Consider the following 25,134-nt stretch of genomic DNA (forward strand, 5'->3'; position numbering starts at 1 on the left):
GCTCATAGTCTCCAGGTTTCCCTCCCAGCCCTATTGCTAGCACGTAATGTTATCCTTACAGGTGCAGAAAGGTAAAACCCCTCCCGTGTCTCGTAGCCTCCCCACCTCACGCGAACCCCGCGCAACTCATCTAAAGTCTGTCACAACCATTCCCTTACAAATGAACCACTTCTCCCGTCACCAGTGAACGGTTGGCCGCGCGAACTACCTTAAGGGCTCTAGTACCATCCTCGACGGTGGTACGGGGTTTGGCTCCCTTTGAGAGGCATTCAATGAGATGTCGGTCCTCCCGGATGTACGCCTCCCTAAATAGGCTGCGCCAGCTCTGGACCAAGGACCTGCTTGCGCCTTTCCCCTTACTGCATACCGTAACACCGTGCTCCGCTATGTCACCGATAAAGAGAACCCCCTTGGTGCCTTGTATTTCAACCCTTGCATCGTACCCGTACTCGCTGGGGCAGGCTCCCTCTACGGTGCCCATACAGCCGTTCTTCAGTTCAAACATGACCAGGGCGTGATCGTAGAATTCGGGAAACTCTTCCCGAAGGTCCTCACAGCGCATATTCTTGCCCCGGGCATAAACCCACTTGTACTCGGAGCCCATCAGCCAGTAAACAGTATCGAAATCGTGGCTGTTGACTTCTCCTAAAACACCGTTGCTCTTCTTAACATCCCAAGCCCAGCGGGGCGGGAGGCTCGGCCCTTTACCCACCGACCGTATGATAAGAGGGTCGCCGATCTCGCCGTTCTCAAGTAATTCCTTGGCCCGCATGAAACTCGCGTCGTAACGCCTCATAAACCCCATGACGAAAACTACGCCGTTTTCTTCCACTGCCCGGCGCATGTCCTCGGCCTCTTCTGGCGTAAGGGTAAGGGGTTTTTCACACAGGATGGCCTTCTTGCCCTTTGCTGCTGCCACAACCAGATCCCGGTGGGCGAAGGTCGGCGCAGCCACCACCACTGCGTCTATGGCGGGATCGCCCAGTACTTTCTCCAGGTCGGTATAACCCTTGACTCCTAACTCACTGGCCGCCGCCTCCACTCGTTCCTTCTCCACATCATAAACGGCAACAAGCTTGGCCATGGGCACGGATTCTACGAAATTGCGTGCGTGGACCATCCCCGCCCTTCCGATTCCCAGGACAGCTACGCCGCATGCTTCAATACTCAGCACTACGCTCCCTCCCGTAGTCTAAATATGGTTCATATGGCTCCCCGACTAATCTGGAGGACTGGTGGGGAATTCTACGGGCCGCAAGCGAGCCCTAAATCACAAACCCTTGAAACTCGGGGATAATCGGGGATAAAATGTGTTGTGCCGGTGGGTCAGGAGGTTCCTGTTTTACCCCCTGCTTTCGCCTCCCCTGAGTTCCCCTTCTATATCCTTAAGCCTTTCAATGGATATCCTGGCATAATCGTCCCATAGATGCATAAACCGCTTCATGCGGGCCGCCATATAGGGGTCGGGGACGGGCGGTAAAGGCTCCAGGGATAACATCCCTTCGTACCCTATATCCAGTAAAGCCTGCAGGACAGCCTTGAAATCTATATGACCTTCCCCCACCGCCGTCCTATTGCTGTCGGCCACGTGGAGATTGACAAGCACACCTTTCGCAGCCCTAATAGCCTGGGCTACATCTCTTTCCTCAATGTTCATATGGAAAACATCCAGGTGCAACTTTACCGCCGGGGACCCTATCTCTTGGATCATCCGCAACCCCTGCTCGCAGGTATTCACAAGGAACGTTTCGTAACGGTTAATAGGCTCTATGGCGAGGACTACGCCCTGCTTTTCTGCGTAAAGGGCTGCTTCGCCCAGTGACTCCACGGCCAGCTTCCACTCTTTATCGTAAGCCTTGAGCCACTCTTCCTCGTCCCGGGGCTCACCCACCGGTAGGACCTTACCTACGGCCGACGGCACCACTATTATTACGCCCGCTTCCAACCTCACCGCAAAGTCGCAGCAGTCCTTAAGATATTGAACGGCTCTCCGGCGAACCTCCTCTCTGGGGTTGCTCAAATCTCGCTCTTCGGTGGGCCAGGGATACATACCGGCAATACTCAGGACCTTAAGGCCGTATTGCTTGCACAGGGCTTCCACCTCGTCAGTGTCATAGCGTGCAGGCTCTCCCATAAGTTCCACACCGTCGTAGCCATAGCGCTTAAGCCGCTGAAAGGTCGTCTCCAACGCCTCATCACCGTATATCCAGTTGCTGATGCTGTACTTAAAACCCATGATTCGGCCTCCCTTCGATAAGTTTAAATATCTTTTTCCTTTCACATACCCCAGCGCCGACGCCGCCACTGGTCAAAGACCACTACCGCCACTATGACCAGGCCCAGCACTACCTGCTGCCAGAACGCCGAGATGTTAAGCAGGTCCAGCCCGTTGGCCAGGACCCCCATGGTCACGACGCCCAAGATCGTACCTCCGATGCTGCCCTCGCCACCAAAGAGATTCGTGCCACCAATAACCACTGCCGCTATCGCGGAAAGTTCCAGGCCCGTACCCATAAGGGCATTGGCAGAATTGAGCCGACCCACCATGAATATGCTGGCTATACCTGCACATAAGCCCGCAAAGCAGTAGACTAGAAGCTTGGTACGGACCAGGTTGATGCCCGAAACCCTGGCGGCCTCCTGGTTACCCCCCATGGCTAGAACCGCCCTGCCGAAGGTGGTATGGGCCAGGAGAAACCAACCTATTGCGGCTACAATAGCTGCTCCGATGGCCGCCACCGGTATGCCTAAAATATCCCCGCTACCTAGCCAGGCGATTACAGACGGGATCCCGGAAATGGGCAGACCGTCTGTGACTATCAGGGCCAGACCTTTATAAGCCGATAGGCCTCCCAGAGTCACGATAAAGTCGGGAACTCGACCTTTGGAGATAACGTAGCCGTTCAGAAACCCGGCCACCACCCCGGTCAGAAGGGCCAGGACCACGGCGGGTAACAAAGGTACGCCGTATTTCACCACGGCTACGGCCATCACGGAACCGGCCAGGGCCATGACGGACCCGATAGAGAGGTCTATGCCTGCGGCTAAAATCACCAGCGTCTGACCAACGGCCAGTATAGCGTTTATAGAGCTTTGCCTGGCGATATTAAGGAAATTATTCACATCTAGAAAGCTAGGAGTTGCTAGACTCAGGTAGAGGATAAGGAGTATTAGTGCAAATCCTGCTGCACCTCTACCCAAGAGCTCGAGAACCGCCGCTCCTTTCCTTCTGACCCCGGTATCGGCCTTCGGGGCGACTGCCCTTACATCCTTCATGCGACTGTACCTCCCATCGCTGCCGCCAGGATTTCCTCCTGGCTTACCGTCCTAGCTTCATACTCTCTGACTAATCTGCCCGTGCGCATCACTGCTATACGATCGCATATTCCCATCAGTTCCCCCATGTCCGAAGACACTACCACCACGGCCGCACCGCTTTTTTTCAGCTGGTTTATTAGGCGGTACACTTCAACCTTAGCGCCCACATCGATTCCTCTGGTAGGATCGTCCAGAAGGAAAATGCGCGCTTTGCTACAAAGCCACTTTCCTAGGACCACCTTTTGCTGGTTACCCCCGCTAAGGGTCCTCACTACCCGCGTTAATTGGGGCGGTTCTATCCTCAAACCTTTTACCAGATCCAAGGCGCTCTTAACTTCTCTATAACGGTTCATGAGTCCTATCCTGCTGTGCAATCTGAGGCTGGCCAGGGTAAGGTTAAACTTGATAGAATTCTGCAGAACAAGGCTGTTCTTACGGTCTTCGGTAACTAGTGCCATTCCGGCCCTAATGGCATCTTGTGGAGAACGTACCTTCAGTTCCGTCCCGTTTACCCATATCGTGCCTTTATCCGCCCGGCGCAGGCCAAAAACCGTTTCCAGAAGTTCCGTCCTGCCGGCACCCATTAGTCCTGCGATGCCCAACACCTCACCGTAGCGGACGGCAAAGGTTACATCCTTCACCCGGTTGCCGGCGGCCAAACCCTCGACCCTCAAAGCCTCTTCTCCCGGACATACTTCTTCTCGCGGATATTGTTCTTCCAAAGTTCTACCCACCATCATTTTGATGAGGGTCTGTTCATCCACTTCACTAACCGGCTTGGTAGCCACCAGTTTGCCGTCCCGCAATACAGAAACCATATCACCGATCATGGGAACTTCTTCTAAGTGGTGGGTGATGTAGATAAAAGCCACTCCTTCTTTCTTCAAGGCGCGAACTATCGAGAACAGTTTCTCACGCGCATTGCTTGTCAAAGCGGAGGTGGGCTCATCCAGTATAATGAGGCGCGCATTTCTGGAGATAGCCCGGGCTATCTCAATAAGTTGCTGCTGCCCAAGCTCCAGATTTCGCACCTTGGTATCGGGGTCGATATCCACGCCCAGCCTTTCTAGAGCGGCGCGTGTCCGTTCCCTGGCAGCCTTCCAGTCTACTAGACGGCTATTACCCTTGCGAGGCAGCCCACCGAGACATATGTTTTCTACTACGGATAGCGTGGGTACAAGGGTGAGTTCCTGATAGACCATGCCTATACCTAACCTTAAAGCATCCCACGGGTGGTCCATTTCCGCCTTGCGCCCCTGGATAAGAATAACCCCTGTATCTGGCTTAACCACCCCGGCGAGAATCTTCATAAGGGTAGACTTGCCTGCACCATTCTCTCCCAGGAGCACGTGAACGGTTCCCTCGTCCACCGTAAGCGAAACATTATCCACCGCCTGTGTTCCGAAGAACCGCTTGCTCACATTTCTTAGTTCAACAAGCGGAGGCGACAAGTTCACCCCTCCCAGTCCTTTCAAGCCGAGGAGTAGGGGGTACCCTTCCCTACTCCTCGGCCGGTGTTATATCCTGCCGCAGCTATTTAGCCTTAGCAGCCTTAGCCTCTTCTATGATCTTGTTCCAGTCGATGGGTTCTAACTTGGGGTTGGGGTAAAACATATCGGCATTATTCTTATACTCCGTTCTGGGCCGAACGTCAAAGATTTCGGGCACCGGCACGCCGAGCTTTAGCATAACGGCAAACTTGGTACCATACCATCCCCATTCTGGGAAACCGTGCCACGTTTCGGCTACTATGGTTCCCTTCCTTATTTCATCGACGGACTCCGGAGTACCGTCATTGCTGAACACGGCTACCTCGTTCTGCCTATTAGCGGCCTGAACGGCATTTTTAGCGCCCAGGGCCATCTCGGCGCATTGCGCCCAGATCACGTCCAGGTCTTTAAAGTTCTGCAGTATGTTTTCGGCCGCCTTTACCGCCTTTTCCCGATTCCAGTCGGCAGGCAAAGCAGAAACTATCTCCACATTGGGGAATTTGCTTATTACCTCCTTGAAACCTCTGGTGCGGGCATTAGTAAAGAAGTCGCCGGCCACTCCCTCAATTATGGCCACCTTTCCTTTTATGCTGTTGGGATCTACATCCTTATAAAGGTTCTTCCACCATTCCTCGTCGAGATAGGTTTCCGGAGAAACTTCGACTTTTTCTCCTTCTCCGAGGACACCCGGGCCTCCGAGATAATCTAATACCGCGTAGGCGCTCACCCTGGCGGCTTGTTCATTGTCAAAACCGATATAGGAGGCTACCTCTATTCCTTCGATAGGTTCTAGCAGATTTACTACGATAACCGGGATCCCCGCTTCGTTGGCCTGTTTGATGACCGGTTTAACGGGCTCGATGTCTATGGGAGATACTACGATGGCATCCACCTTACGCTGTATGAAGTTTTCCAAAATAGCCACCTGGGCGGCATAGTCCGTATGGGACGAAGGCGCCCTCGTTATGACTTCCACGTTTAGCCCGGCCTTCTCCTGAGCATCCTTGGCCGCTCGCTCGAGGTAATCTTGCGCCGTTTTGAAGACGCCGGTAATATCAGGGGGTGCCCACCCGATAACTATTTTGTCCGGCAATTGGAATTCACCTTGAGCAGTGCCCGAAGGTGAAGCCTCTTGCTTGGAACACCCGACCACCCATATCAGTAAGGCAAAAACCACTAATATGGGTATTAATACCCGCCGCTTGGGAAACATAGAGCCTGACCTCCTAACTTAAAATATCCTGCTTTTAGAAGGTTTTAGATGTAGTTCCTCTTTCCCGCGAACGGTTAAAGGTGATTACGTTCGGCAGTAATGCCCCTTTAGTCTCATCACCTCCGACTAAATGATATTTGGAGGTGCCCTCCGGTAAGAGCCTAGGTTACCTACTACTCACCTGAACCGGGAATCTCCTATGCTTAAACCTACCAAGCATCCCTCCCCTCAGCGAAAACGGGAGTATTATATTATATTGTGTTTACATCCTGATGTTATAATTTGCTTTCCATCTCTGGGTTACTTCTTATCTCTGTTATCCCTCGGCCTTTTGTCAGGGAAAACTTGATTCTTATGGCGGTTTACTGGGCAGTATATCCACCGTCAACGCACAGGACGGCTCCTGTAGCATAACTAATCTCATGGCTAGCCAGGAACAAAAGGGCGGCTGCTTGTTCGTCGGGCAAACCCAATCTGTTCATGGGCCTTATTTGTTCCAGCTCCCTCCTCGCCTTTTCAGCGTCTCCGCTGCGTCGAACTGATTCTTCTACTAGCGGAGTGGCCGTGGTTCCGGGGCATAGACAGTTCACCCTTATAGCGGGAGCATGATCCACTGCCAAACTTCTAGTGAGACCGATTAGCGCGGCCTTGGAAACGTTGTACACCACTTGTCCCTTAATGCCTACCAACCCCGCCTCCGAGGCTACGTTGATTATGACCCCCCCACCCTGCTTTTCCATGATGGCTACGGCCTCCCGGGCACAGAGGTAAGCACCGCGCACGTTAACCGCCATCACCTTTTCCCATACGGCCAGGGGAGTATCGGTAATTTTACCCTGGTAGTATATGCCCGCATTGTTAATCAGGACGTCTACCCGTCCCCACTTGTCCAAAACTCCGCGGAAGCAATTCTTGACCTGTTCCTCCTGGGAAACATCTGCCACAAAGTAAGCTGCGGTTCCTCCCTCTGCCCCTATGGCTTCCACCGTATTGCGGGCATGATCCTCGTTCAGATCGATAACTGCTACCTTCGCACCGTGTTTGGCAAACATCCGAGCTGCCGCCCTGCCTATTCCCAGGCCGGCTCCCGTAATTACAACTACTTTATTCCCGAAATCAAGATTCATAGAATTTTACCACCCCTTTTCCAAGAGCATTTTCCTAAACAAATAGGAACAAATAAGACATTTCTTTCTTATTAGCCTTTCGCCGTTCCTCCCTCCGGGCAACTTGCGTTGCCACCAGTTTGAGCATATCCTGCACCACCGGTGCCGGCCGAAAAATATCCTACCGCCGCAGCTCTATGATGAACTGGCTTCTATCTCCTCGGTAACGGGCAATAGAGAACTCCACGGCCCGGTTATACTGGTCCCAGCCTACCGATTTGGAAAGCTGTAAGGGCGCACCTACTTCCGTTTCCAGAAGCTTGGCCAGCTCCTCGGTAGCAGCGATAACCTCCAGAATGCGCCTAGCCCGGCATACGCGAATACCGTACCGTGACTCCAAGGTCCTGTAGAGGGAGTTATTGTTAAGGTCGTGTTCATGAAGATTCGGGCAATACTTCTGGGGTACGAAAGTGGTCACCACCACAATGGGGGTGCCCTCCACCCGGCGCAGACGCTCCAGACGGTAAACCGGTTCCTCATGGGCCAGAGACAGAAAGGCAGCTACCGTCTTGGAGGCCGGCACTACCTCCAGCTCCAACACCTGAGTAGTAGCGCTGAGGCCCTTTTGTTCCATTTCTTCGGTAAAGCTGACCAGCCGCTGAAAAAAATCCTGCTGGATCTTGGGTTCGGATACAAAGGTTCCCTTGCCCCGCACGCGGTGCAAGAGGCCTTCCCGGACGAGCTCGTTTATGGCCTGGCGTACTGTGGGCCGGCTTACGCTAAACCTCTCACACAACTCATTCTCCGAGGGAAAAAGGTCTCCGGGCTGATACCTCCCTTCCTCGATCTCCTGGAGCAGCACCTGCATCAGCTGATAGTAGAGGGGTATGCGGGGATCCATGTTCAAGCCTCGGTGAACTGCCATGTTCTCCCTTCCTTACCCTATTTGGTCTGTGGAGTGCTTTCCTTAAGAAGCCATGCTGCTCGGCCGCGTCCTTCCCTTCTCCATCGGTTAGCATCTTGTGTTTACATCTTGATGTTATATTATTCGCCCTCCTTGGCAAAATTCCTGCTGCTCCGTTATGAAAAAACAAAAAATATGCCGGCAAGGGTTACCCAACATCGTGCTGCATAAAAGATGGGAATTAATCCAGGGGAGCGGCCGATTTACCTTCACAGCCGGTGTACAGCCCCGTCCGGCGGGCATGTTTAACCGTAAGGCGGGGATCCAAGGCCATTACTACCTCTTCGGGCCGAACGGTGCCTTGAGGACCACAGGCTAGAAGCATGTCAAGGGTATGGGGCCCCTCTAGGTCCACCCGGTAAATGCCGGGCCGGATATCTACCTGCCGGGGTCCCTCTTTCGTCCGCCGGCAGATGATGGCCTTTTCCTGAGCCAGGAGGGCATCCAATCTTTGGCGCAGCTCCCCGGGAGGCAGTCCCTCCACTTCCACCCGGTAGGCAGCACAGCGGACGGCTTCTCCCAGGGTGGGCTCGCCGGGTGAAAGGGCCCTGATGGTCAGAACCTCGAGCCCTAGGGGCAGCTGGCCTGCGAGGGCCTTCAAGACTTCCCTCGCCTCCATGGGTTCCGCCAGCTCCAGGTCGAGATATTCCGCCTCGCTTTCCAGGCCCACGGCCAGGGCCGGTCCGAAGGATATACGTGGATGGGGATTAAAACCTTGGCTCAAAGCCAGGGGAAGATCCGCCCGCCGCGCAGCCCGCTGGAAGGCGCGCATTACTTCCAGCTGGCTCAAGAAACGCCCCTCTCCTCGCTTCGCGAATTTAATCCGCAGCCGCAAGACGCCCCTCCCCCTTTAGCTGCAAGCGCACGTTCAGTCCGGGACATACCCCGCAGGCCGCACACCGCCCCGAACGACAATCCCGGGTTACTTCCCCCGCCATGGCCCGGCGGTGCTCTTCTTGGAGAAATCTTTTGCTTACACCGAAATCCAGGTGATCCCAGGGGAGTTTTTCGTCATAATCCCTGCGCCGGTAGGCGTAAAAGGCGGGATCTACCCCGGCGTTTTCCCAGGCCCTTTGCCATATCTCGTAGCGGAAGTGTTCCGACCACCCTTCCAGTCTGGCTCCCCTTCGCCAGGCCTCCAGGATAACCGGGGCCAGCCGCCGGTCACCCCTGGCCAAGACTGCCTCCAGGAAGCTCATCTCCGGCTGGTGCCAGCTGAACTGCAGGCCGGGACCTTTGAGGCGGGATCGCAGGAAACCCTGTTTCTCCTTTAGTTCTTTTAAGCCGTCCTGGGGCTCCCACTGAAAAGGGGTATGGGGTTTGGGGACGAAGGAAGAAACGCTTACGGTAACCGTGGGCTTTTTGCCCTTGCTTAACCGCCGCCCCTGTTCCAACACCTGCCGGGCCAGCTCTCCTATTCCCTCCAGATCCTCGTCGGTTTCCGTAGGCAATCCGATCATAAAATAGAGTTTAATATGGTGCCAACCGGCGGCAAAGGCCTCGCCGGTGGCTGAAAGAAGATCCTCGGCCGTTACTCCCTTATTGATCACATCCCGCAGGCGCTGGCTTCCGGCCTCCGGAGCAAAGGTGAGGGTGCTCTTCTTGCGGAACCGCTGGAGGGCCTGGGCCAGCCTCACGCTGAAGGCGTCCACCCGCAGAGAAGGGAGGGAAACCGCGATGCCCCGGGAAGCGTAGGCCTCCGCCAGGGACCGCGCCAGGGCTTCGATGCAGGAATAATCAGCCGTGCTGAGGGAGGTGAGGGAGATTTCCTCATACCCCGTGTGCCGGACCAGCTCCGCCGCCTGGCGCAGCAGCACCTCCACATCCCTCTCCCGCACCGGCCGGTAAATGGCTCCGGCCTGGCAGAAGCGGCATCCCCGGGTGCAGCCCCGCATCACCTCCAGCATAATGCGGTCGTGGACCACCTCCAGATAGGGCACGATGGGCCGCGTGGGGAAATAGGCCCGGTCCAGGTCGTCCACCACCGCTTTCCTTACCCTTGGCGGAGCTTCGGGCCTCACGGTCCTTATCTCGGCTACAGTCCCGTCCTGCCGGTAACCGACCTCGTAAAAGGACGGCACGTAGACCCCCGGCAAGGCAGCGGCCCGGCGCAGGAATTCCGCCCGGTCTGTACGCGAGGCGGGGGAATCCTTAAGTTCGGCCACGATCTCCAACAGCGAAGGGAGTACCTCTTCGCCGTCCCCTAAAACGAAACAATCGAAGAAAGGGGCCAGGGGCTCGGGATTACAAGCGCAGGGTCCGCCCCCGATCACCAGAGGATGGCCGGAGCGGCGCTCGGCGGCCAATAAGGGTATGCCGGCCAGGTCCAACATATGGAGTACGGTGGTATAGCTCAGCTCATACTGGAGAGTAAAGCCGACAACGTCGAACTCGGCCAACGGTCGGTGAGACTCCAGGGAAAAGAGGGGGAGCCCCTCCTGCTTCAAGATCCCGGCCAGGTCCGGCCCCGGAGCGAAGACCCGCTCCATAAGCATGTTTTCCCTTTCGTTTACCGCTCCGTAGAGGACGGCCAATCCGAGGTGGGACATACCCACTTCGTATAAGTCCGGAAAGGCAAAGGCCATGCGCACCGGGGTCTTATCCCAATCCTTATGTACGCTATTCCACTCTGTTCCCAAATAGCGGGACGGCTTTTCTACCCGGGGCAGTATTTTCTCTCTTATATATTCCTGCAATGGTCCTGTCTCCTTAAACGAAAAGTCACGAGACCACTTCATAGTATAGCAAAAATCTCGGCGGCAATATACCTTTCACTCATTTATGCCTGGCCTTTACATGGAAGGTCTGCTTGGGCCTGGCGGTGAGCCACTCAACCCCAGCGGTATTGCCGAACTTTAGCTCGGCGGTGGGCCGAGGCCATGAGAAGCCCAGGGCGGGCAACTGAGGCAGGATCTTGGACTCTGCCGGGTAGCCCACCGGAGCCTTGAGATAAGCGGTTGTCTTGCCGGTGAGGGTTTCCGGAGCGGCCCCAAGCCAGGCAGGCTGGAGACCAAAACTGGGGTGCGCCGGACTTCTTTCGCCGCGCCAAGGCAAAGGAAGGGAGAGTACGCCTACCGTAGCAGTTTGCCGATAGGTTCGCCAGATCCTCCGTCATAAAGGGCCTTAAGCACCTCTCCTTCGCCCACCAGGCCTAATACCCGGCCTCCGGAACCGATTACCGCTACCAGGTTGTATTTCCTGGGCTTAAACCGCTTCACAATTCGGATCACGGGCTCTCCTTCCCTTGCGGCTAACAGCCAAGCCTCGCCCAGGATCTTCCGTTCCTCCGGGGGGTACCCGCGCCAGAACTGACGCCAAAACAAATAAGGGGCTACCTCCTTTTCCCGGCTAGCTTCTCGGAAAATGAAAAGGGCCAGGATGACGCTCTGCAAGTCGGTGACCCGCAGGCAGAACCCGACTATGCCTCCCACGGCCAGGAGTAACGCCAGAGCCTGACCCAGCACAGCGCCTTCCAGGGTAGCTCGGCCCGCCCCCACTCGGCAGGTCCGCCAGCTACGGTAAAGGCGACCGCCGTCCAAGGGCAGACCCGGGAAAAGATTGAAAAAACCCAGCAGTAAATTGGCCTGAATAAAGAAGGCCAGCCAGGGTTCCCCCTCCCTCCCCATGAGCCGGCCCACCAGCTCCGTAATCAGAGCAAGGGTTAAACTTCCTATAGGCCCGACCAGGGCTATGCGAGCTTCTTGGTGGGGGTAAAAGGCCAGCGGGGCCGCAAAGCGGGCCACGCCGCCAAAGGGGAATAACTCTACCTTCCCGGGGATAAAGCCCACTCTACGCGCTGCAAGCACGTGCCAGGCTTCATGCCAGGCAACGGCCAAAAAAAGCAGTACAGCCTGGGGCAAAACCCCCAGCAGGAAATAAACCCCCAGGAGCAACAAGAAATAGTCATTCACTACCAGGTTGATCCCGGCTACTTGTCCCAGGCGCATGGCTTAAATTTTCTCAGCCGGAGCCAGATACAGCATGGGGTCTACTGCCTGGCCGTTCTCCCGCACTTCAAAATGGAGCTGGACCGTGGAGCCCGAAGCCAGAACTGCGATGGTATCTCCCTGCTTAACCGTCTGTCCCGGACGAACGTAGATCTTTCCCAGGGTACCGTATACCGTCACCAGACCACCGCCATGATCGATTTCCACCACCCGCACGAGGATAGGGTCTTCCCCGGCCCGGATGACCCGGCCATCCATAACCGCCCGTACAGGGCTGTCTCCCGCAGCCTTTATATCTATGCCCTTGTGGAACTGCTGGGGCTGGCCCTCCTCGGCCGGTAGCCAACCGTAGGGTTTAATGATTTCACCCGAGACCGGCACGGCCATAGGGGGATAATCCCTTTGCTCCTGGGGTCTGAAGGCGGGCAGGGAATCCTGTTCCCCTTGAAAATCGTGGAAGACCCAGCGGTCGAAGGCATCCAGCCACAGGGCATTCCTCATGACCTGGCCCACCTGCCAGGTCTGGTCCGAGGACGGGTCCCGCAAGTAGTAGCGCAGGGCCGCCTGGAGTTGACCCGCTCCCTCTCCTTCCAGGCGGAAAACCAGAGTAATGGCCAAGAAAAGCAAGCCGGCAGCCAGAGTCTGTTTTAACAGCTGCCGGGAAAAGCGAGATGGCGGCAAGGCGCGGCCGGGACCTTTGAATTCCCCCAGGGGTGCACCCTTAAAGTCGTCCCAATCCCAATCATAACGCATTAGTCGCGGCCTCCCGGACAGGCATGTTTCTATCTAATGTTTATGCATGTCCTGCCGGACTATGCCTGCCGGTCCGTCAGCCGGGCACTGCTATCTTTCCTGTGGACGCCGAGGAAGGTCCAACCGCCTGCCGGCAGACTTCTCCGGTTTGCGGCACGCGAGCAATTCCCGGCCCTATGGGACTATACCCCATCGAAGGCCTGCGCCGCCCCAGGGCAGGAAACACCGGCGCCGAGACCCCGGGTCCGAGCCTCTAGCCCGGTCCCCGGGGGCCCCGAACCTAGAAATATAGGTCCCGGTATCCCTGTTCCAGTTGTTCGAGTTTCTCCTCCGTGGCCCGGCGCAAAGATTCCTCCTTTATTACCGCCAGGCCGGCCCGTATTACCCTTTCGCCCCGTTCCCGCAGATGAAGGGGCGCCCTCTCCAGCAGGTATTCTTTAAAGCTCAGTAGGGCGTTGGGGAGGCAGAAGTCTTGTATGCGTCCCTGCCGGGCCAGCCCCGTAAACCGGGCACCCGTCCGGCCTGCCCGGTAACAAGCAGTGCAAAAACTGGGCAGTCGCCCGCCGTCCAAGATGACCTGCAAAATGTCCTCCAAGGGGCGGTGGTCGTCTACCTCGAATTGAGCTGCCGGTTCCCCCGCCCGGGCATAGCCACCGGGACTTACACAGGACCCTGCCGACATCTGGGAAACCCCTATATTAATCAGTTCATCCCGGAGCTCCGGTCGCTCCCGGGTGGAGAGCACTATTCCCACGTAGGGCAGGGCTAGACGATAAACGGCCACCACTTTGCGAAAATCGACGTCGCTCAAGGGATAGGGTACCCCGGTCAGAACTGCTCCCAGGGCCGGCCGCAGCCGGGGTACGGAAACGGTGTGGGGGCCAGCTCCGAATTCCCTCTCCAGGGCTGCGGCATGGCTCAGGGTGGCTAGGACCTCGAAACGGTAATCATAAAGCCCGAGCAGAGGGCCGATGCCTACATCACCGAAGCCTGCCTGCATGGCGCGGTGCATGCACGTCAGGCGCCATCCGTAATCTGCTTTGACACCACTTGGATGCATGGCTATATAAGTGGGTGGGTGGTAGGTTTCCTGAAAACACTGGTATACCCCCGCCCCCGCTTCCTTTAGCCGGCGGAAATTGGCCACCGTCTGGGGAGCCACATTAATATGGACTATTCTCAAGGGGGAATAGCGGTAAACCGCCTTAATGGCCTCCACCAGATAGTCTACGTCCCTCCCCTCCCGGCCCTCACCGGATACCAGTAGTACGCGCTTAAAGCCTTTCTCGGCCAGGGCCTTCGCTTCACGTCCTATCTCCTCCGGGGTCAAGGCCCTGCGTTTAAGCTGGCGATTATCCCGCCGGAAGCCGCAGTAGAGGCAATTATTGCTACAGCGGTTGCTGATATAGAGGGGGGCAAACAAAACGATGCGCCGCCCGTATACTTTCTCCTTGACCTCTCCTGCCGCAGCATAGACCTGGGTTAGGAGGTGTTCGTCCCTCAAGTTGAGAAGGGAGGCCGCCTCTTCGAGGGTTAGTCCCCTCAAGTTTCTGGCTTTGCGCAAGATATCCTCCAGGGCCGCCGAAGAGGGCGGCGGGCTCTCCACCAACTGCTCTAAATCGTGGGGATTTACGATAGAGGTAGGGTCCCAGTTCGCCTCTGGTTTTATGGTAGCCAATTCCATCTCCCCTTCAGGCTTTGGGCCGGCCTATCATGCCCTCCGTGGGGCTGCTGGGGCTGGCATAAGGCCTCTTGGGTATGCGACCGGCCAGGAACCCTTTGCGGCCGGCCTCCACCGCCTGCTTCATGGCTTCGGCCATGAGGACGGGGTCTCGGGCCTGGGCAATGGCCGTATTGATAAGGCAGGCATCGGCGCCGATCTCCATGGCCAGGGCCGCGTCTGAGGGAGCGCCGATGCCCGCGTCCACTATTACGGGTACGTTTACCCGATCGATGATGAGTTTAATATGTTCGAAGTTAGGCAGCCCCTGGCCAGAACCGATGGGCGACCCGAGGGGCATGACCGTGGCGGCCCCGGCTTCCACCAGGCGCCGAGCCACCACCGGGTCCTGGGTAGTGTAGGGCAGCACAATGAACCCTTCCTGCACCAGTATGCGGGTGGCCTCAATGGTGGCTACCGGATCAGGAAGTAGGGTTTCTTCATCCCCTATAACTTCCAGCTTGATCATATCCGAAAGACCGGCTTCCCGGGCCAGCCTGGCCAGCCGTACCGCTTCATCCACCGTATAGGCCCCGGCGGTATTAGGCAGTAGAGTGATCTTCTTTAAATCCAGATAATCCAAAATGGAAGGCTCATTGCTGCCCAGGTTTAGGCGCCTCACCGCTACGGTAACAATTTCAGCTCCTGAGGCCTCTATAGCCTTCTGCATAACTTCCATACTGGAATACTTACCGGTACCTACCATTAGACGGGAATTGAATTCCCTGCCGGCAATTACTAATTTATCCGTCATCTCTTAAACCTCCTCAAAGCTATTTAACCTTTTCCCCCTGGTCTGCCTGAAAGGGGGGACATATTAACCGCCTCCTACAAAACGGACGATCTCGATCTCATCCCCTTCCTGCAACACCACCTTCTCGTACTCCTGCTTGGGTACGATGGCCCGATTGCGCTCCAGGGCCATATAACGATAGTCGATACCCAGTTGCCGGAGCAGCCCGGCCACGGTCGTGCCCGGGTGGACCTCCCTTTTCTCACCATTCACCATAATCTGCATCTTTCTTGCAACCCTCCTTTTCTTTTCGGCTTATCCTCCCCGAGCTCACGTCCCTCCTCTATCCCCGTCCAAGGCCCGGCGGAACTCCCTGACCGCCGCTGCAGGATCAGTAGCAGCCATAACGGCCGACATGACGGCCACTCCGCTGGCCCCCGCCGCCAGGCAGGCCTCCACCCTCTCCACGGTAACCCCGCCCAGGGCCAACACTGGTATACCAATCTCCCCTGCAACTTCCCCCAGGGCCTCTAACCCCCGGGGCGGCAAACCCTTCTTGGAATCGGTGGCAAATACATGGCCGAAGAGCAGGTAGTCGGCGCCACTCCGGGCAGCCGTCAAAGCTTCTCCCCGGTTGTGTACGGATACCCCGATGAGGGCGTTGGGCCCCAGTAGCCTCCTGGCCGCTTCCACCGGAAGAGAGCGCTGCCCCAAATGTACGCCGTCCAGCCCTGCCGCCATGGCTATATCCACCCGGTCGTTGATTAGAAGCCTGGTGTTCGCCGGCAACGCCCTTCGCAGCTTGCAGGCCAGCCGGTAGAGCTCGCTTGCAGGAAGGTTCTTTTCCCGTAATTGGAAAAAGTCTACTCCTTCCAGTTTAGCCGCCATAACCTCCAGGGGATACCGGGTAAGCTGTTGGTTGCTTATTACATATAGCCAGGCCACCCGTCATCACCCCCTTCCAGGCCGACTTCTATCCCCTGCGAGGGCTTGGTCGTTTTCCCGCAGCCGGCCATGCAAGGAACGGATACGAAGCACGGCTTCCCTGCCGTCCGCCATAAAGATAAAAAGGGTGCACCTCCGCAAGGAAAGTACACCCTTAAATCACCGGCTTTCTTTTCCCTCCGCAGGCATTATCCTGAACAGGTTCAGCGGGTCAGGTGCTCACTAGCCCTTTCTCAGCCCCTAACAGGAGCTCCCCGTTGTCAAATACACTATTATATTAGAATTTATTTTAACTCTCCTAGCCCGGCCCGGCAAATCCCGTCGCCAGCTCCAGCGGCCGTTTCTTGCCCCATACAGGCCCTCTTTCCGCCCTTTTCGTGCTTTTCCCTCTCCTTTTCAATTTCTATACACCCTTCCTGTCCCGTCCTCCGCCCCCGTGGGGGGCGTAAAAAAGTAAAAAAGGATACCCTCCTCGCGAGGGTATCCTTTTATTGCCCGGCAGTTTTTAGTAATCCATGTTGGGCGGCATGGGCTGGTTCTTCTCTTCCTTGGGAATTTCGGCCACGAGAGCCTCGGTGGTCAGCAGCATGGAGGCGATGCTGGCCGCATTCTGCAGGGCACTGCGGGTAACCTTAGCAGGATCCACGATACCGGCCTTAATCATGTCCACATACTGCTCGGTTACCACGTCGAAGCCGATGGGCGGCTTTTCGCTCCTGACGCGCTCCACAATTACCGAGCCTTCCAGACCGGCATTGGCGCAAATCTGCCGCAACGGCTCCTCGAGAGCCCTCTTAACAATCCTTACGCCCACTGCCTCGTCGCCGTCGGCCTCGATCTTATCCAGCACCTGGATGCAGTGGATGAGGGTCGCTCCGCCGCCCGGCACAATGCCTTCCTCCACGGCCGCCCGCGTAGCCGCCAGGGCATCCTCCACGCGGTGCTTCTTCTCCTTAAGCTCGGTTTCCGTAGCCGCCCCGACCTTGATAACCGCTACGCCGCCGGCCAATTTGGCCAAGCGCTCTTGAAGCTTCTCACGGTCATAGTCGGAATCCGTCTCTTCGATCTGCTTCTTGATCTGGGCCACCCGGCCGGCTACAGCGTCCTTGCTGCCGTAGCCTTCCACGATGGTGCACTTTTCCTTAGCGATCTTGACTTTCTTGGCCCGGCCCAGCATTTGGAGCTCCACGTTTTCCAGCTTAACGCCGAGATCTTCGGAAATGAAGGTGCCACCGGTGAGGATGGCAATATCCTCCAGCATGGCCTTGCGCCGGTCACCGAAGCCCGGAGCCTTCACCGCAGCGCAAGACAAAGTGCCCCGCAGCTTATTGACCACCAGGGTGGCCAGGGCTTCGCCTTCTACATCTTCCGCAATGATCAAAAGGGGTTTGCCCGTCCGGACGACCTTCTCCAGCAGGGGGAGCAGGTCGTTAATGGCCGAGATTTTCTTTTCGTGGATAAGTATATAGGGCTCTTCCAGCTCCACTTCCATGGCCTCGGCATTAGTTACAAAGTAGGGGGAGATGTATCCGCGGTCGAACTCCATACCTTCAACTACGTCTACGGTGGTGGTGGTGCCCTTGGACTCTTCGACGGTTATCACGCCGTCCTTGCCCACCTTCTCCATAGCTTCGGCAATGAGCTCGCCGATGCCCGTATCATTGGCAGCAATGGAGGCCACGTGGGCAATGCTTTCCCTGGACTCCACCGCAATGCTCATCTTCTTAATCTCTTCCACCACGGCGTCCACGGCCCGGTCGATGCCCCTCTTAATGAAAATGGGATTGGCCCCCGCCGTGACGTTCTTGAGGCCCTCCAGCATAATGGACTGGGCCAGGACCGTCGCCGTCGTGGTGCCGTCGCCGGCTACGTCATTGGTCTTGGAAGCCACTTCCCGGCAGAGCTGGGCGCCCATGTTCTCCATGGGGTCCTTCAATTCGATTTCCTTGGCCACCGTTACGCCGTCTTTCGTTATAACCGGCGAACCGAACTTGCGTTCCAGGACGACGTTGCGACCCTTGGGGCCCAACGTAACCTTGACGGCCTGGGCCACAGTATTGACACCCCGTTCCAGGGCTCGCCGCGCTTCTACGTCAAAGGCTAATTGTTTAGCGGCCATAGTGTGTCCCAACCTCCTTTTAAGGTGTCATATCGCCCGCTGAATTTATTCTTTCACGGCCAGAATATCGCTATCGCGGATGATCAGGTATTCCTGCCCGTCCACTTTGACCTCAGTTCCGCTGTACTTGGCAAAGACCACCCGGTCACCCACCTTAACTTCAGGCGCCACCCGCGTACCGTTGTCCAAGATCCGGCCCGGACCTACTGCCACCACTTCCCCTTCCTGGGGCTTCTCCTTAGCGGTGTCCGGCAGAACAATGCCTCCTTGGGTCTTTTCCTCGGTCGAAACTACCTTGATTACCACCCGATCGCCAAGAGGCCGGAGCATAGAAGTTATCCTCCCTTCAGCGTACAAATTTTGTTAGCACTCACCTGAGGTAAGTGCTAACAGCCAAATATTATATTAATACATGGGCTTTCTGCTTGTCAATAGGTCGCGGTTCTAAAAAAGAATTTTTTGCCTGCGCAAATTTACGTTGATCACTATACCCAGGGCCAACAAGTTGGTCAGCATAGAACTGCCGCCGTAGCTGAAAAGGGGGAGAGGAATGCCGGTCACCGGCATGATGCCTATGGTCATGCCCACATTGACCAGCACATGAAAGGTAAACATGCAGCAAACCCCGGTAACCAGGAGGGCACCGAAAAAGTCCTTGGCCTGGTTGGCGATGCGGATCATCCGGTAAAGGAGCAGGAAATACAGGGCTAGCACCCCCAGGGTGCGAAAGAACCCGAGTTCTTCTCCTACCACCGAAAAGATAAAGTCGGTGTGGTGCTCAGGTAGAAAATTGAGCTGGACCTGGGAACCCTGGTGTAGCCCTTTGCCCCAGAGGCCGCCAGAGCCGATGGCTACCTGGGACTGGATAATGTGGTAACCGGCTCCACGACCCCCTTCTCCGTCGTTATAGGGATCTAGCATGACCACCAACCTTTTGAGCTGGTACTCCTCCAGAGGCAAGGGCATGCCCCAGTTGAAGTGCGCGTAAAGGGCCAGGCCGGTGGCCAAAGCAACTCCCCCAACTAAAGCAAAGAAAAGGCGTGAATTCACGCCGGCCACATATAGCATGCCCCCCAGAATGGCCACGAACACCAGAGCGGTTCCCAGGTCGGGCTGTTTGAGTACCAGGAGCATGGGCCCGGCCACATGCAGAAAGGGGACCAACAGATCCCTCAGACGGTTTAATTTACCCTGGCGGCCATCCAACAAACTGGCCAGAGTGATAATAACCATTAGCTTACTGAACTCCGAGGGTTGAAACTGGAAAAATCCTAGATCGATCCAGCGCTGGGCTCCCTTGGCCTCACTGCCTATAACGAAAACTGAAGCCAGCAATAGGAGGTTGAAGACGTACAGGGGTAACCGATACCGCTTAAGCTGCTGGTAATCTATGGCCAAAGCCGCCAGGATACCTATCAATCCCAGGGCGATAACCATCATTTGCTTTTTAACGTAATAGTCGGGTCGCGAGGTTATGCTGGCGGCCGCACTGTCCAGGACCAGGAGGCTGATACTTAAAATGGCCAGCACAGTGGCTACCAAAACATAATCTAAGTTGCGCCATAGTTTGCGGTTAAACATCTTCTTTCGCCACCTTGTCCCTCTAATTATACAAAAAAGCAAGCCCCGCCGGTAGCTTCGCGGGGCCTGACTTTCTTTCATACGGTGGCGTGCCTCGTTTATACTCCAGAGGGCTAGTATGTAACGCTTTGTTCGCCGCTGGCCTTAAAGGTTCGCTTGATGCGGAGGATGGGAATGTTGGCCACCAGAGCAACCGTATCGTTTTCCCGGCTCAAACTAACTTCCAGCCCGGCGGCGTCGATCTCCAGGTACTCGGAAATAACCTTAATCAAGTCTTCCTTCAAGGCCTCCAGCAGGTGAGGCGATACCCCTACCCGGTCGTGGACCAGCACCAAGCGCAGCCGCTCCTTGGCCACCTTCTTGCTGGAGCTCGTTTCGCGTCCAAAAAAACGCAACAGGAAATCTAACACCGGTAGGTCCCCCCTTAACCTAGGCCAAAGAGCTTCCTCAATTTGGCCACGATACCTTCATTGCCCTCCAGATTCAGCAGGGGTACTTCTTCACCCAGGAGACGGCGGGAAATGTTGTGGTAGGCCTGTCCGGCCCGGGAACGTTTGTCCAGAATAGCCGGTTCCCCCTTGTTGGTGGAAACCACGATCATCTCGTCCTCCGGCACCACTCCCAGGAGGTCAATGGCCAGGATCTCCAGCATATCGTCGATATCCATCATATCTCCGCGGCGGACCATGTCCGGCCGTACGCGATTGATTATGAGGCGCGGCGCCTCCATTTCTGCCGCTTCCAGCAGGCCGATGATACGATCGGCATCGCGCACGGCCGCCACTTCCGGCGTAGTCACCACAACGGCCTTTTCCGCTCCGGCAATGGCATTCTTAAAGCCCATTTCAATGCCGGCCGGGCAGTCGATCAGCACAAAATCAAAATCTTCTTTTAGCTGGTCGCACAGGTCCATCATCTGGTGTCGGGTAACGGCCGTCTTGTCCCTGGTCTGGTTGGCCGGCAGAAGGTAAAGATTCTCCAGCCTTTTATCCTTGATCAATGCCTGTTTCAGACGGCACCTTCCTTCCACCACGTCCACCAGATCGTAGACTATGCGGTTCTCCAGTCCCAGCACCACATCCAGATTCCGCAGCCCTATGTCCGTATCTACCATAACCACCCTTTTGCCGAGAAGGGCTAGTCCGGTGCCCAGATTAGCCGTAGTAGTCGTTTTCCCTACGCCGCCCTTGCCCGAGGTAATGACTATAACCTCACCCATCTTGTTCCTCCTCTTTCGTGGTATTACCTGAGTTTAGGAAGCGCCTTTCTCCGCCAGGTTGGTATCGTTCGATGATCACCGTCCCGTCCTGCACCCTGGCAATTTCGGGTTGTCGGGTTGGCTTGTCCTCAACATCCGGCGGCCGGGCAATATATCCTGCTATCCTCAGCTGGGTGGGCCGCAGGTCGAAGGCAATAACCACCGCCCCCTCATCTCCCTCGGCCCCAGCGTGGACAATACCTTTCAGAGCGCCCATGACGATGACGTGCCCCCCGGCCACCACCTCACCGCCGGGATTGACGTCGCCCATAATTACCATATTACCCGGATAGTCGATGCGCTGACCCGAGCGCACCGTACGCCGCACTAGTAACGTATGTCCGGGCCCACAGCGGGACTTCCCCAGTGCCAGCGTTCCTCCCGAAGGCATATACTCTCCTCCGTTAAGCACGCATGATGATTTTTTCTTTCTACGTGTTATAAGGTAAATCCTGCCGTAGGAGGCAAAAAGCCGGGAGCTTTTTTTATCTCCTTTTCCGGAAAATACGACAAGAAGGGAGGATCTTCCGGCCCAGGACCGGGTACAGTATCCCCTCCTGTCGAATTTCGGGAACACCCACAGGTGCGGCGTCGGTTTATTCGGTGGCTCTTCCGGCCAGCTCGGCGTCCGAAAGCTGGTCGGTCAAACCGAAATAACGGGCAAAGACCTCCCGGGCCACTATTCCCGCTGAGTCGCCGCCATGGCTCGCGTATTCTATGATCCCGGCAAAGGCGATCTGAGGATCGTCGTAGGGAGCAAAGGCGATAAAGGTTCCGTAAAAATCGCGGCTGAGGTCGTCACCGGCCAGGCCGGTCTGGGCCGTCCCGGTCTTAGCCCCCACCTTGAGGTGGGACGGGAAATCGGCGAAGAGAAAGGAAGCCGTACCGCCCGGCTGGGTCACAGCCAGCATCCCCCGCCGAACCTCTTCTAAAATTTCGGCCGGAATATCAACTTTTTGTGCCACTTCCGGACCGAATTCCAACTTAACCTCACCTTCCGGGGACACCACCCGCTTTACCAGATAAGGCCGCCACCGGGTGCCGCCGTTAGCCAGGGTGGCCACGTAGTTGGCGAGCTGGAGCACAGTATAATTGTTGGCTCCCTGGCCGATTACCGTATTGTACGTGTCAAAGGGCTGCCAGTTAGTCTCAAAGTTGAAGGTTATGTCGAATCTGGCCTTTAGGGCACCCAGCTCCTGCTCTTTCTGCCGCAACAAGCGCTCCCTCTCCTCTTCGTCGGCGGAAGCTAAAACCTCTCGGTATTTCTGCTCGATTTTTTCCTGCTCCTTGGCCAACCAGTTCTCCAGGGCTGCCCCATTGACGGTCTTCTTCCATTCCGGAGAAGGCAGAATGCCCTTGGCCTCCCCCAGAATACCTACGGCACCGGTAGGGCTCCCCAGACCGAACTGGGCGGCCACCCGGTTCACCAGGTCAATGCCGGCCTGTTCTCCGGCCCACTGGAAGTAGGTATTGCATGAAACGGCCAGGGCTTTTTCCAGGTCCACCGGGCCATGGCTGCTCCAGCAGCTGATCCCCCCTGCTTTCCAATATCGGCCCCTGCAATCTATCCTGTAATCGGGGTCAACCCCGGCCAGAAGGGCGGCGATAGCCGTAATAGGCTTAAAAGTGGAGCCGGGGGGGTAGGTGCCCTGGACCGCACGGTTAAACATGGGTTTGAGGCGGGGATCGTTGTAGTAAGCCTGTTTCTCGGAAAAGGCACCGGTGACAAAATCGTTGGGATCCATATCAGGCTTGCTGGCCATGGCCAGAATAGCCCCCGTCTTAACGTCCAGCACTACTGCCGCCCCGGCGCCGGCCTTGGGATTCTTTTTCTTGGTCTCGGCAATAACCCGGTCCATGGCCTCTTCCAGGGTCTTCTGGAGATCCAGATCCAGAGTCAGCTCCACGTTATCTCCCGGAGCCGGAGGAATGGTAAAGAGATCTCGGATCTTGCGATTGAAGGCGTTGACTTCTACCTGCTCCGCGCCATCCTGCCCCCTCAGGCCTATGCGAAGATCACCGCGTTTTTCATACTCCAGGTAGCGTTCAATGCCGCTTTTACCGATTTTGTCGTTGAAGCGGTAATTATCCGACCGCCGCTGTTCCAACTCCTCCTGGGTTATCTGGCCCACAAAACCTAATAGGTGTCCGGCCAGGGGGCCGTTGGGATAAAACCGCTGGGGTTCCGTGGTGATATTGACACCCGGCAGCTCCGGTCGCCTTTCCTCCAGCCTAGTAATTACAGCCATGCTCTCGGGACCGGCAGGCAATCGCTTAACCACTACCGGTTCATAGCGATACGGATTGTTCTTCAGTTTTTCGGCGATAACCTCCGGCGTCAGTTCGGGATCTTCCAAGAGGCGGGCTAGCTTCTCTATAACGGGCGACATATCCTGCCCGGGAACATTGGTCAGGGTAATGGCATACACAGGTTGGCTGGTGGCCAGGACCCTCCCCTGGCGGTCCAGAATATCCCCCCGCCGGGCTTCGATGGGAATAAGCCGGATGCTGTTTTCAGCCGACTGCCGGGCGAATTCATGGGCATTTACCACCTGGAGAAAGAAAAGCCGCCCTGCCAGGACTAAGAAAACGAGAACCAAGAAGGCTAAGTAGCCCTGTAGGCGGCGGTTCAGGTTAAGCTTCCATGGTTCCTTTTCCTGGCTACCCACTCTGCTCTCCTCCGGGAAAGGCCCTGGCCTACGAAGGCCAGAGAAGCGTTATAAATAGAAGCAGGCAATATTACAGTGGTCAAGGCTGCCGACCAGGGATAGTCCATTCCCCCCAAGGGGCACAGGAGCAAAAACATAACTCCGGCGGCCAGGCTGGCTCCCCAGGCCAGGCTGACAGGTACCCAGGGATTGTCCACATTTAACCTATCCCTGCCCCAACCCAGAAGGTAGCCCAACAGCATCTTGATCAGGGCGTTAAAGCCCAGCAATCGGCCGACATAAAGATCTTCCATCAGGCCGTAGAGCAGCCCCACGACTGCCCCCCGGCCTGCCCCGGTTTCCAGGGCATAAAACAGGAGCAGGATCAGCAACAAGTCCGGTTTAACGCCGGCTATCTTGAAGAATTCCATTAGGGTGGCTTCCAGAATCAGAGCGCCCATCCCCGCCAGTAGCCAGACTACCACCTGCATCCTCCGCCACCCCCCCGAAAACCTCGGTAATCACCATAACTTCTTCCAGACGGTGGAAATCTACTGCCGGCGCGATAAGGGCTCTCTTAAGCAAGCCCCCGGTCTCCGGCAAGACTTCTACCACCGTACCGATGAGCAGACCCTTCGGGAAAATCCCCCCCAGGCCCGAAGTGACGATCACATCGTTCTTGGCAACGGGGGCATCGTGGGCCAGGTGGATCATCTGCAAGTAGCCCCGGTAGTCCGAGCTGGCCTCCACTACCCCCGGGAGGCGGGTAGATTGTACCATGCCCCCCACCGCTCCTTCCCGGTCGAGGAGCAACAGCACCTCGGCCGTCCGGGGGCTGACCCGGATGATACGGCCTACCACCCCTGCCGGGGTAATCACGACTTGATCTTGCCGCACCCCTTCCTCCGACCCAATACCCAGGGTAAGGGTGCTAAACCAATTGTCGGGATTGCGGCCTATAACCGGGGCAACTTTTAACTGCCATCGTTCCTTGGTGGCATCTCTATATGCCAGCACTTGTTGTAACCGTTCGTTCTCCAGGCGATATTCTTCCATCTGGGCAAGCCGGCCTTGTAATTCGGCAACCTGCCTTTTTAAGCGCTCGTTTTCCTCCTGCAAGCGGCCCATATGCAAGATATTTTCCCACAGGCTTTGGCCCCTGTGTCCCACCCAAGTCGCAGCCCCGGCCACCGGTGCCACCATTTCCTTTAGAATTCCCCCGGCCAACCTGAAGGTGCTCCCCCCGGCTACCGACCAGCGGAGGATAAAGATTAACATCCCAGCAGCCAGCCCCAGACCAAGGAGGGGAAGCAACCTCCGCCAAAGCCACCGCAATAAA

General features: G+C 56.5%; 24 protein-coding genes and 1 riboswitch. All 24 genes read right to left on the reverse strand.

The window, feature by feature from the left end; all coding sequences use genetic code 11:
- Window positions 1-154 precede the first annotated feature (154 nt).
- On the reverse strand, window positions 155-1,174 hold the full coding sequence (locus tag TAMC210_RS04515) for a Gfo/Idh/MocA family protein (protein WP_173297630.1): 1,020 nt from the start codon (window positions 1,172-1,174) through the stop codon (window positions 155-157).
- A 168-nt stretch (window positions 1,175-1,342) separates the two neighbouring features.
- Window positions 1,343-2,236, reverse strand: coding sequence for a sugar phosphate isomerase/epimerase family protein (locus TAMC210_RS04520; RefSeq protein ID WP_173297631.1), 894 nt, complete (start codon window positions 2,234-2,236; stop codon window positions 1,343-1,345).
- Between the two features lie 41 nt (window positions 2,237-2,277).
- Window positions 2,278-3,276 (reverse strand): ABC transporter permease, encoded by a 999-nt coding sequence (locus tag TAMC210_RS04525; protein ID WP_173297632.1) that lies wholly within the window; start codon window positions 3,274-3,276, stop codon window positions 2,278-2,280.
- Entirely contained in the window at window positions 3,273-4,769 is a 1,497-nt protein-coding gene (locus TAMC210_RS04530; RefSeq protein ID WP_217267264.1) for a sugar ABC transporter ATP-binding protein, read from the reverse strand. The genes TAMC210_RS04525 and TAMC210_RS04530 overlap by 4 nt, the downstream gene beginning before the upstream one ends.
- Before the next feature lie 82 nt (window positions 4,770-4,851).
- Window positions 4,852-6,021, reverse strand: coding sequence for a sugar ABC transporter substrate-binding protein (locus TAMC210_RS04535; protein ID WP_173297634.1), 1,170 nt, complete (start codon window positions 6,019-6,021; stop codon window positions 4,852-4,854).
- Between the two features lie 362 nt (window positions 6,022-6,383).
- Window positions 6,384-7,148, reverse strand: coding sequence for an SDR family NAD(P)-dependent oxidoreductase (locus TAMC210_RS04540; RefSeq protein ID WP_173297635.1), 765 nt, complete (start codon window positions 7,146-7,148; stop codon window positions 6,384-6,386).
- Window positions 7,149-7,308: 160 nt separating this feature from the next.
- On the reverse strand, window positions 7,309-8,052 hold the full coding sequence (locus TAMC210_RS04545) for a GntR family transcriptional regulator (RefSeq protein ID WP_173297636.1): 744 nt from the start codon (window positions 8,050-8,052) through the stop codon (window positions 7,309-7,311).
- 220 nt (window positions 8,053-8,272) lie between these two features.
- Window positions 8,273-8,926, reverse strand: a complete 654-nt coding sequence (locus tag TAMC210_RS04550) for a TIGR03936 family radical SAM-associated protein (protein WP_173297637.1) — start codon at window positions 8,924-8,926, stop codon at window positions 8,273-8,275.
- Window positions 8,910-10,829, reverse strand: a complete 1,920-nt coding sequence (locus TAMC210_RS04555) for a TIGR03960 family B12-binding radical SAM protein (RefSeq protein WP_173297638.1) — start codon at window positions 10,827-10,829, stop codon at window positions 8,910-8,912. The genes TAMC210_RS04550 and TAMC210_RS04555 overlap by 17 nt, the downstream gene beginning before the upstream one ends.
- Window positions 10,830-11,162: 333 nt before the next feature.
- The gene (locus TAMC210_RS04560) at window positions 11,163-12,038 is read right to left on the reverse strand and encodes a peptidase M50 (RefSeq protein ID WP_173297639.1); all 876 of its coding nucleotides are present in this window, start codon (window positions 12,036-12,038) and stop codon (window positions 11,163-11,165) included.
- A 3-nt stretch (window positions 12,039-12,041) separates the two neighbouring features.
- A complete protein-coding gene (locus TAMC210_RS04565) occupies window positions 12,042-12,791 on the reverse strand; it encodes a M23 family metallopeptidase (RefSeq protein ID WP_173297640.1) in 750 nt (249 codons plus the stop codon).
- A 280-nt stretch (window positions 12,792-13,071) separates the two neighbouring features.
- A complete protein-coding gene (gene hydG, locus TAMC210_RS04570) occupies window positions 13,072-14,469 on the reverse strand; it encodes a [FeFe] hydrogenase H-cluster radical SAM maturase HydG (RefSeq protein ID WP_254388515.1) in 1,398 nt (465 codons plus the stop codon).
- Between the two features lie 13 nt (window positions 14,470-14,482).
- A complete protein-coding gene (locus TAMC210_RS04575) occupies window positions 14,483-15,265 on the reverse strand; it encodes a thiazole synthase (RefSeq protein ID WP_217267265.1) in 783 nt (260 codons plus the stop codon).
- A 63-nt stretch (window positions 15,266-15,328) separates the two neighbouring features.
- Window positions 15,329-15,529 (reverse strand): sulfur carrier protein ThiS, encoded by a 201-nt coding sequence (gene thiS / locus TAMC210_RS13270; RefSeq protein WP_217267266.1) that lies wholly within the window; start codon window positions 15,527-15,529, stop codon window positions 15,329-15,331.
- 45 nt (window positions 15,530-15,574) lie between these two features.
- Window positions 15,575-16,189, reverse strand: a complete 615-nt coding sequence (gene thiE / locus TAMC210_RS04580; protein WP_254388516.1) for a thiamine phosphate synthase — start codon at window positions 16,187-16,189, stop codon at window positions 15,575-15,577.
- A 156-nt stretch (window positions 16,190-16,345) separates the two neighbouring features.
- Window positions 16,346-16,456, reverse strand: a riboswitch (TPP riboswitch).
- A gap of 238 nt (window positions 16,457-16,694) precedes the next feature.
- Window positions 16,695-18,308 (reverse strand): chaperonin GroEL, encoded by a 1,614-nt coding sequence (groL, locus tag TAMC210_RS04585; RefSeq protein WP_173297642.1) that lies wholly within the window; start codon window positions 18,306-18,308, stop codon window positions 16,695-16,697.
- Between the two features lie 45 nt (window positions 18,309-18,353).
- A complete protein-coding gene (gene groES / locus TAMC210_RS04590; protein ID WP_173297643.1) occupies window positions 18,354-18,638 on the reverse strand; it encodes a co-chaperone GroES in 285 nt (94 codons plus the stop codon).
- 114 nt (window positions 18,639-18,752) lie between these two features.
- A complete protein-coding gene (rodA, locus tag TAMC210_RS04595; protein WP_173297644.1) occupies window positions 18,753-19,889 on the reverse strand; it encodes a rod shape-determining protein RodA in 1,137 nt (378 codons plus the stop codon).
- Window positions 19,890-20,002: 113 nt separating this feature from the next.
- Window positions 20,003-20,299, reverse strand: coding sequence for a cell division topological specificity factor MinE (gene minE, locus TAMC210_RS04600; protein ID WP_173297645.1), 297 nt, complete (start codon window positions 20,297-20,299; stop codon window positions 20,003-20,005).
- 14 nt (window positions 20,300-20,313) lie between these two features.
- Window positions 20,314-21,108, reverse strand: a complete 795-nt coding sequence (minD, locus tag TAMC210_RS04605) for a septum site-determining protein MinD (protein ID WP_173297646.1) — start codon at window positions 21,106-21,108, stop codon at window positions 20,314-20,316.
- On the reverse strand, window positions 21,101-21,538 hold the full coding sequence (minC, locus tag TAMC210_RS04610) for a septum site-determining protein MinC (RefSeq protein ID WP_173297647.1): 438 nt from the start codon (window positions 21,536-21,538) through the stop codon (window positions 21,101-21,103). The genes minD and minC overlap by 8 nt, the downstream gene beginning before the upstream one ends.
- 205 nt (window positions 21,539-21,743) lie before the next feature.
- Window positions 21,744-23,816 (reverse strand): penicillin-binding protein 2, encoded by a 2,073-nt coding sequence (gene mrdA / locus TAMC210_RS04615; RefSeq protein WP_173297648.1) that lies wholly within the window; start codon window positions 23,814-23,816, stop codon window positions 21,744-21,746.
- Window positions 23,777-24,286, reverse strand: coding sequence for a rod shape-determining protein MreD (gene mreD / locus TAMC210_RS04620; protein WP_173297649.1), 510 nt, complete (start codon window positions 24,284-24,286; stop codon window positions 23,777-23,779). Before mreD ends, mrdA begins: the two co-directional genes overlap by 40 nt.
- The gene (gene mreC / locus TAMC210_RS04625) at window positions 24,198-25,130 is read right to left on the reverse strand and encodes a rod shape-determining protein MreC (protein WP_173297650.1); all 933 of its coding nucleotides are present in this window, start codon (window positions 25,128-25,130) and stop codon (window positions 24,198-24,200) included. Before mreC ends, mreD begins: the two co-directional genes overlap by 89 nt.
- Between the last annotated feature and the right edge of the window lie 4 nt (window positions 25,131-25,134).

This window comes from Thermanaeromonas sp. C210, assembly GCF_013167955.1.
GTDB lineage: Bacteria > Bacillota > DSM-521 > Neomoorellales > Neomoorellaceae > UBA12545.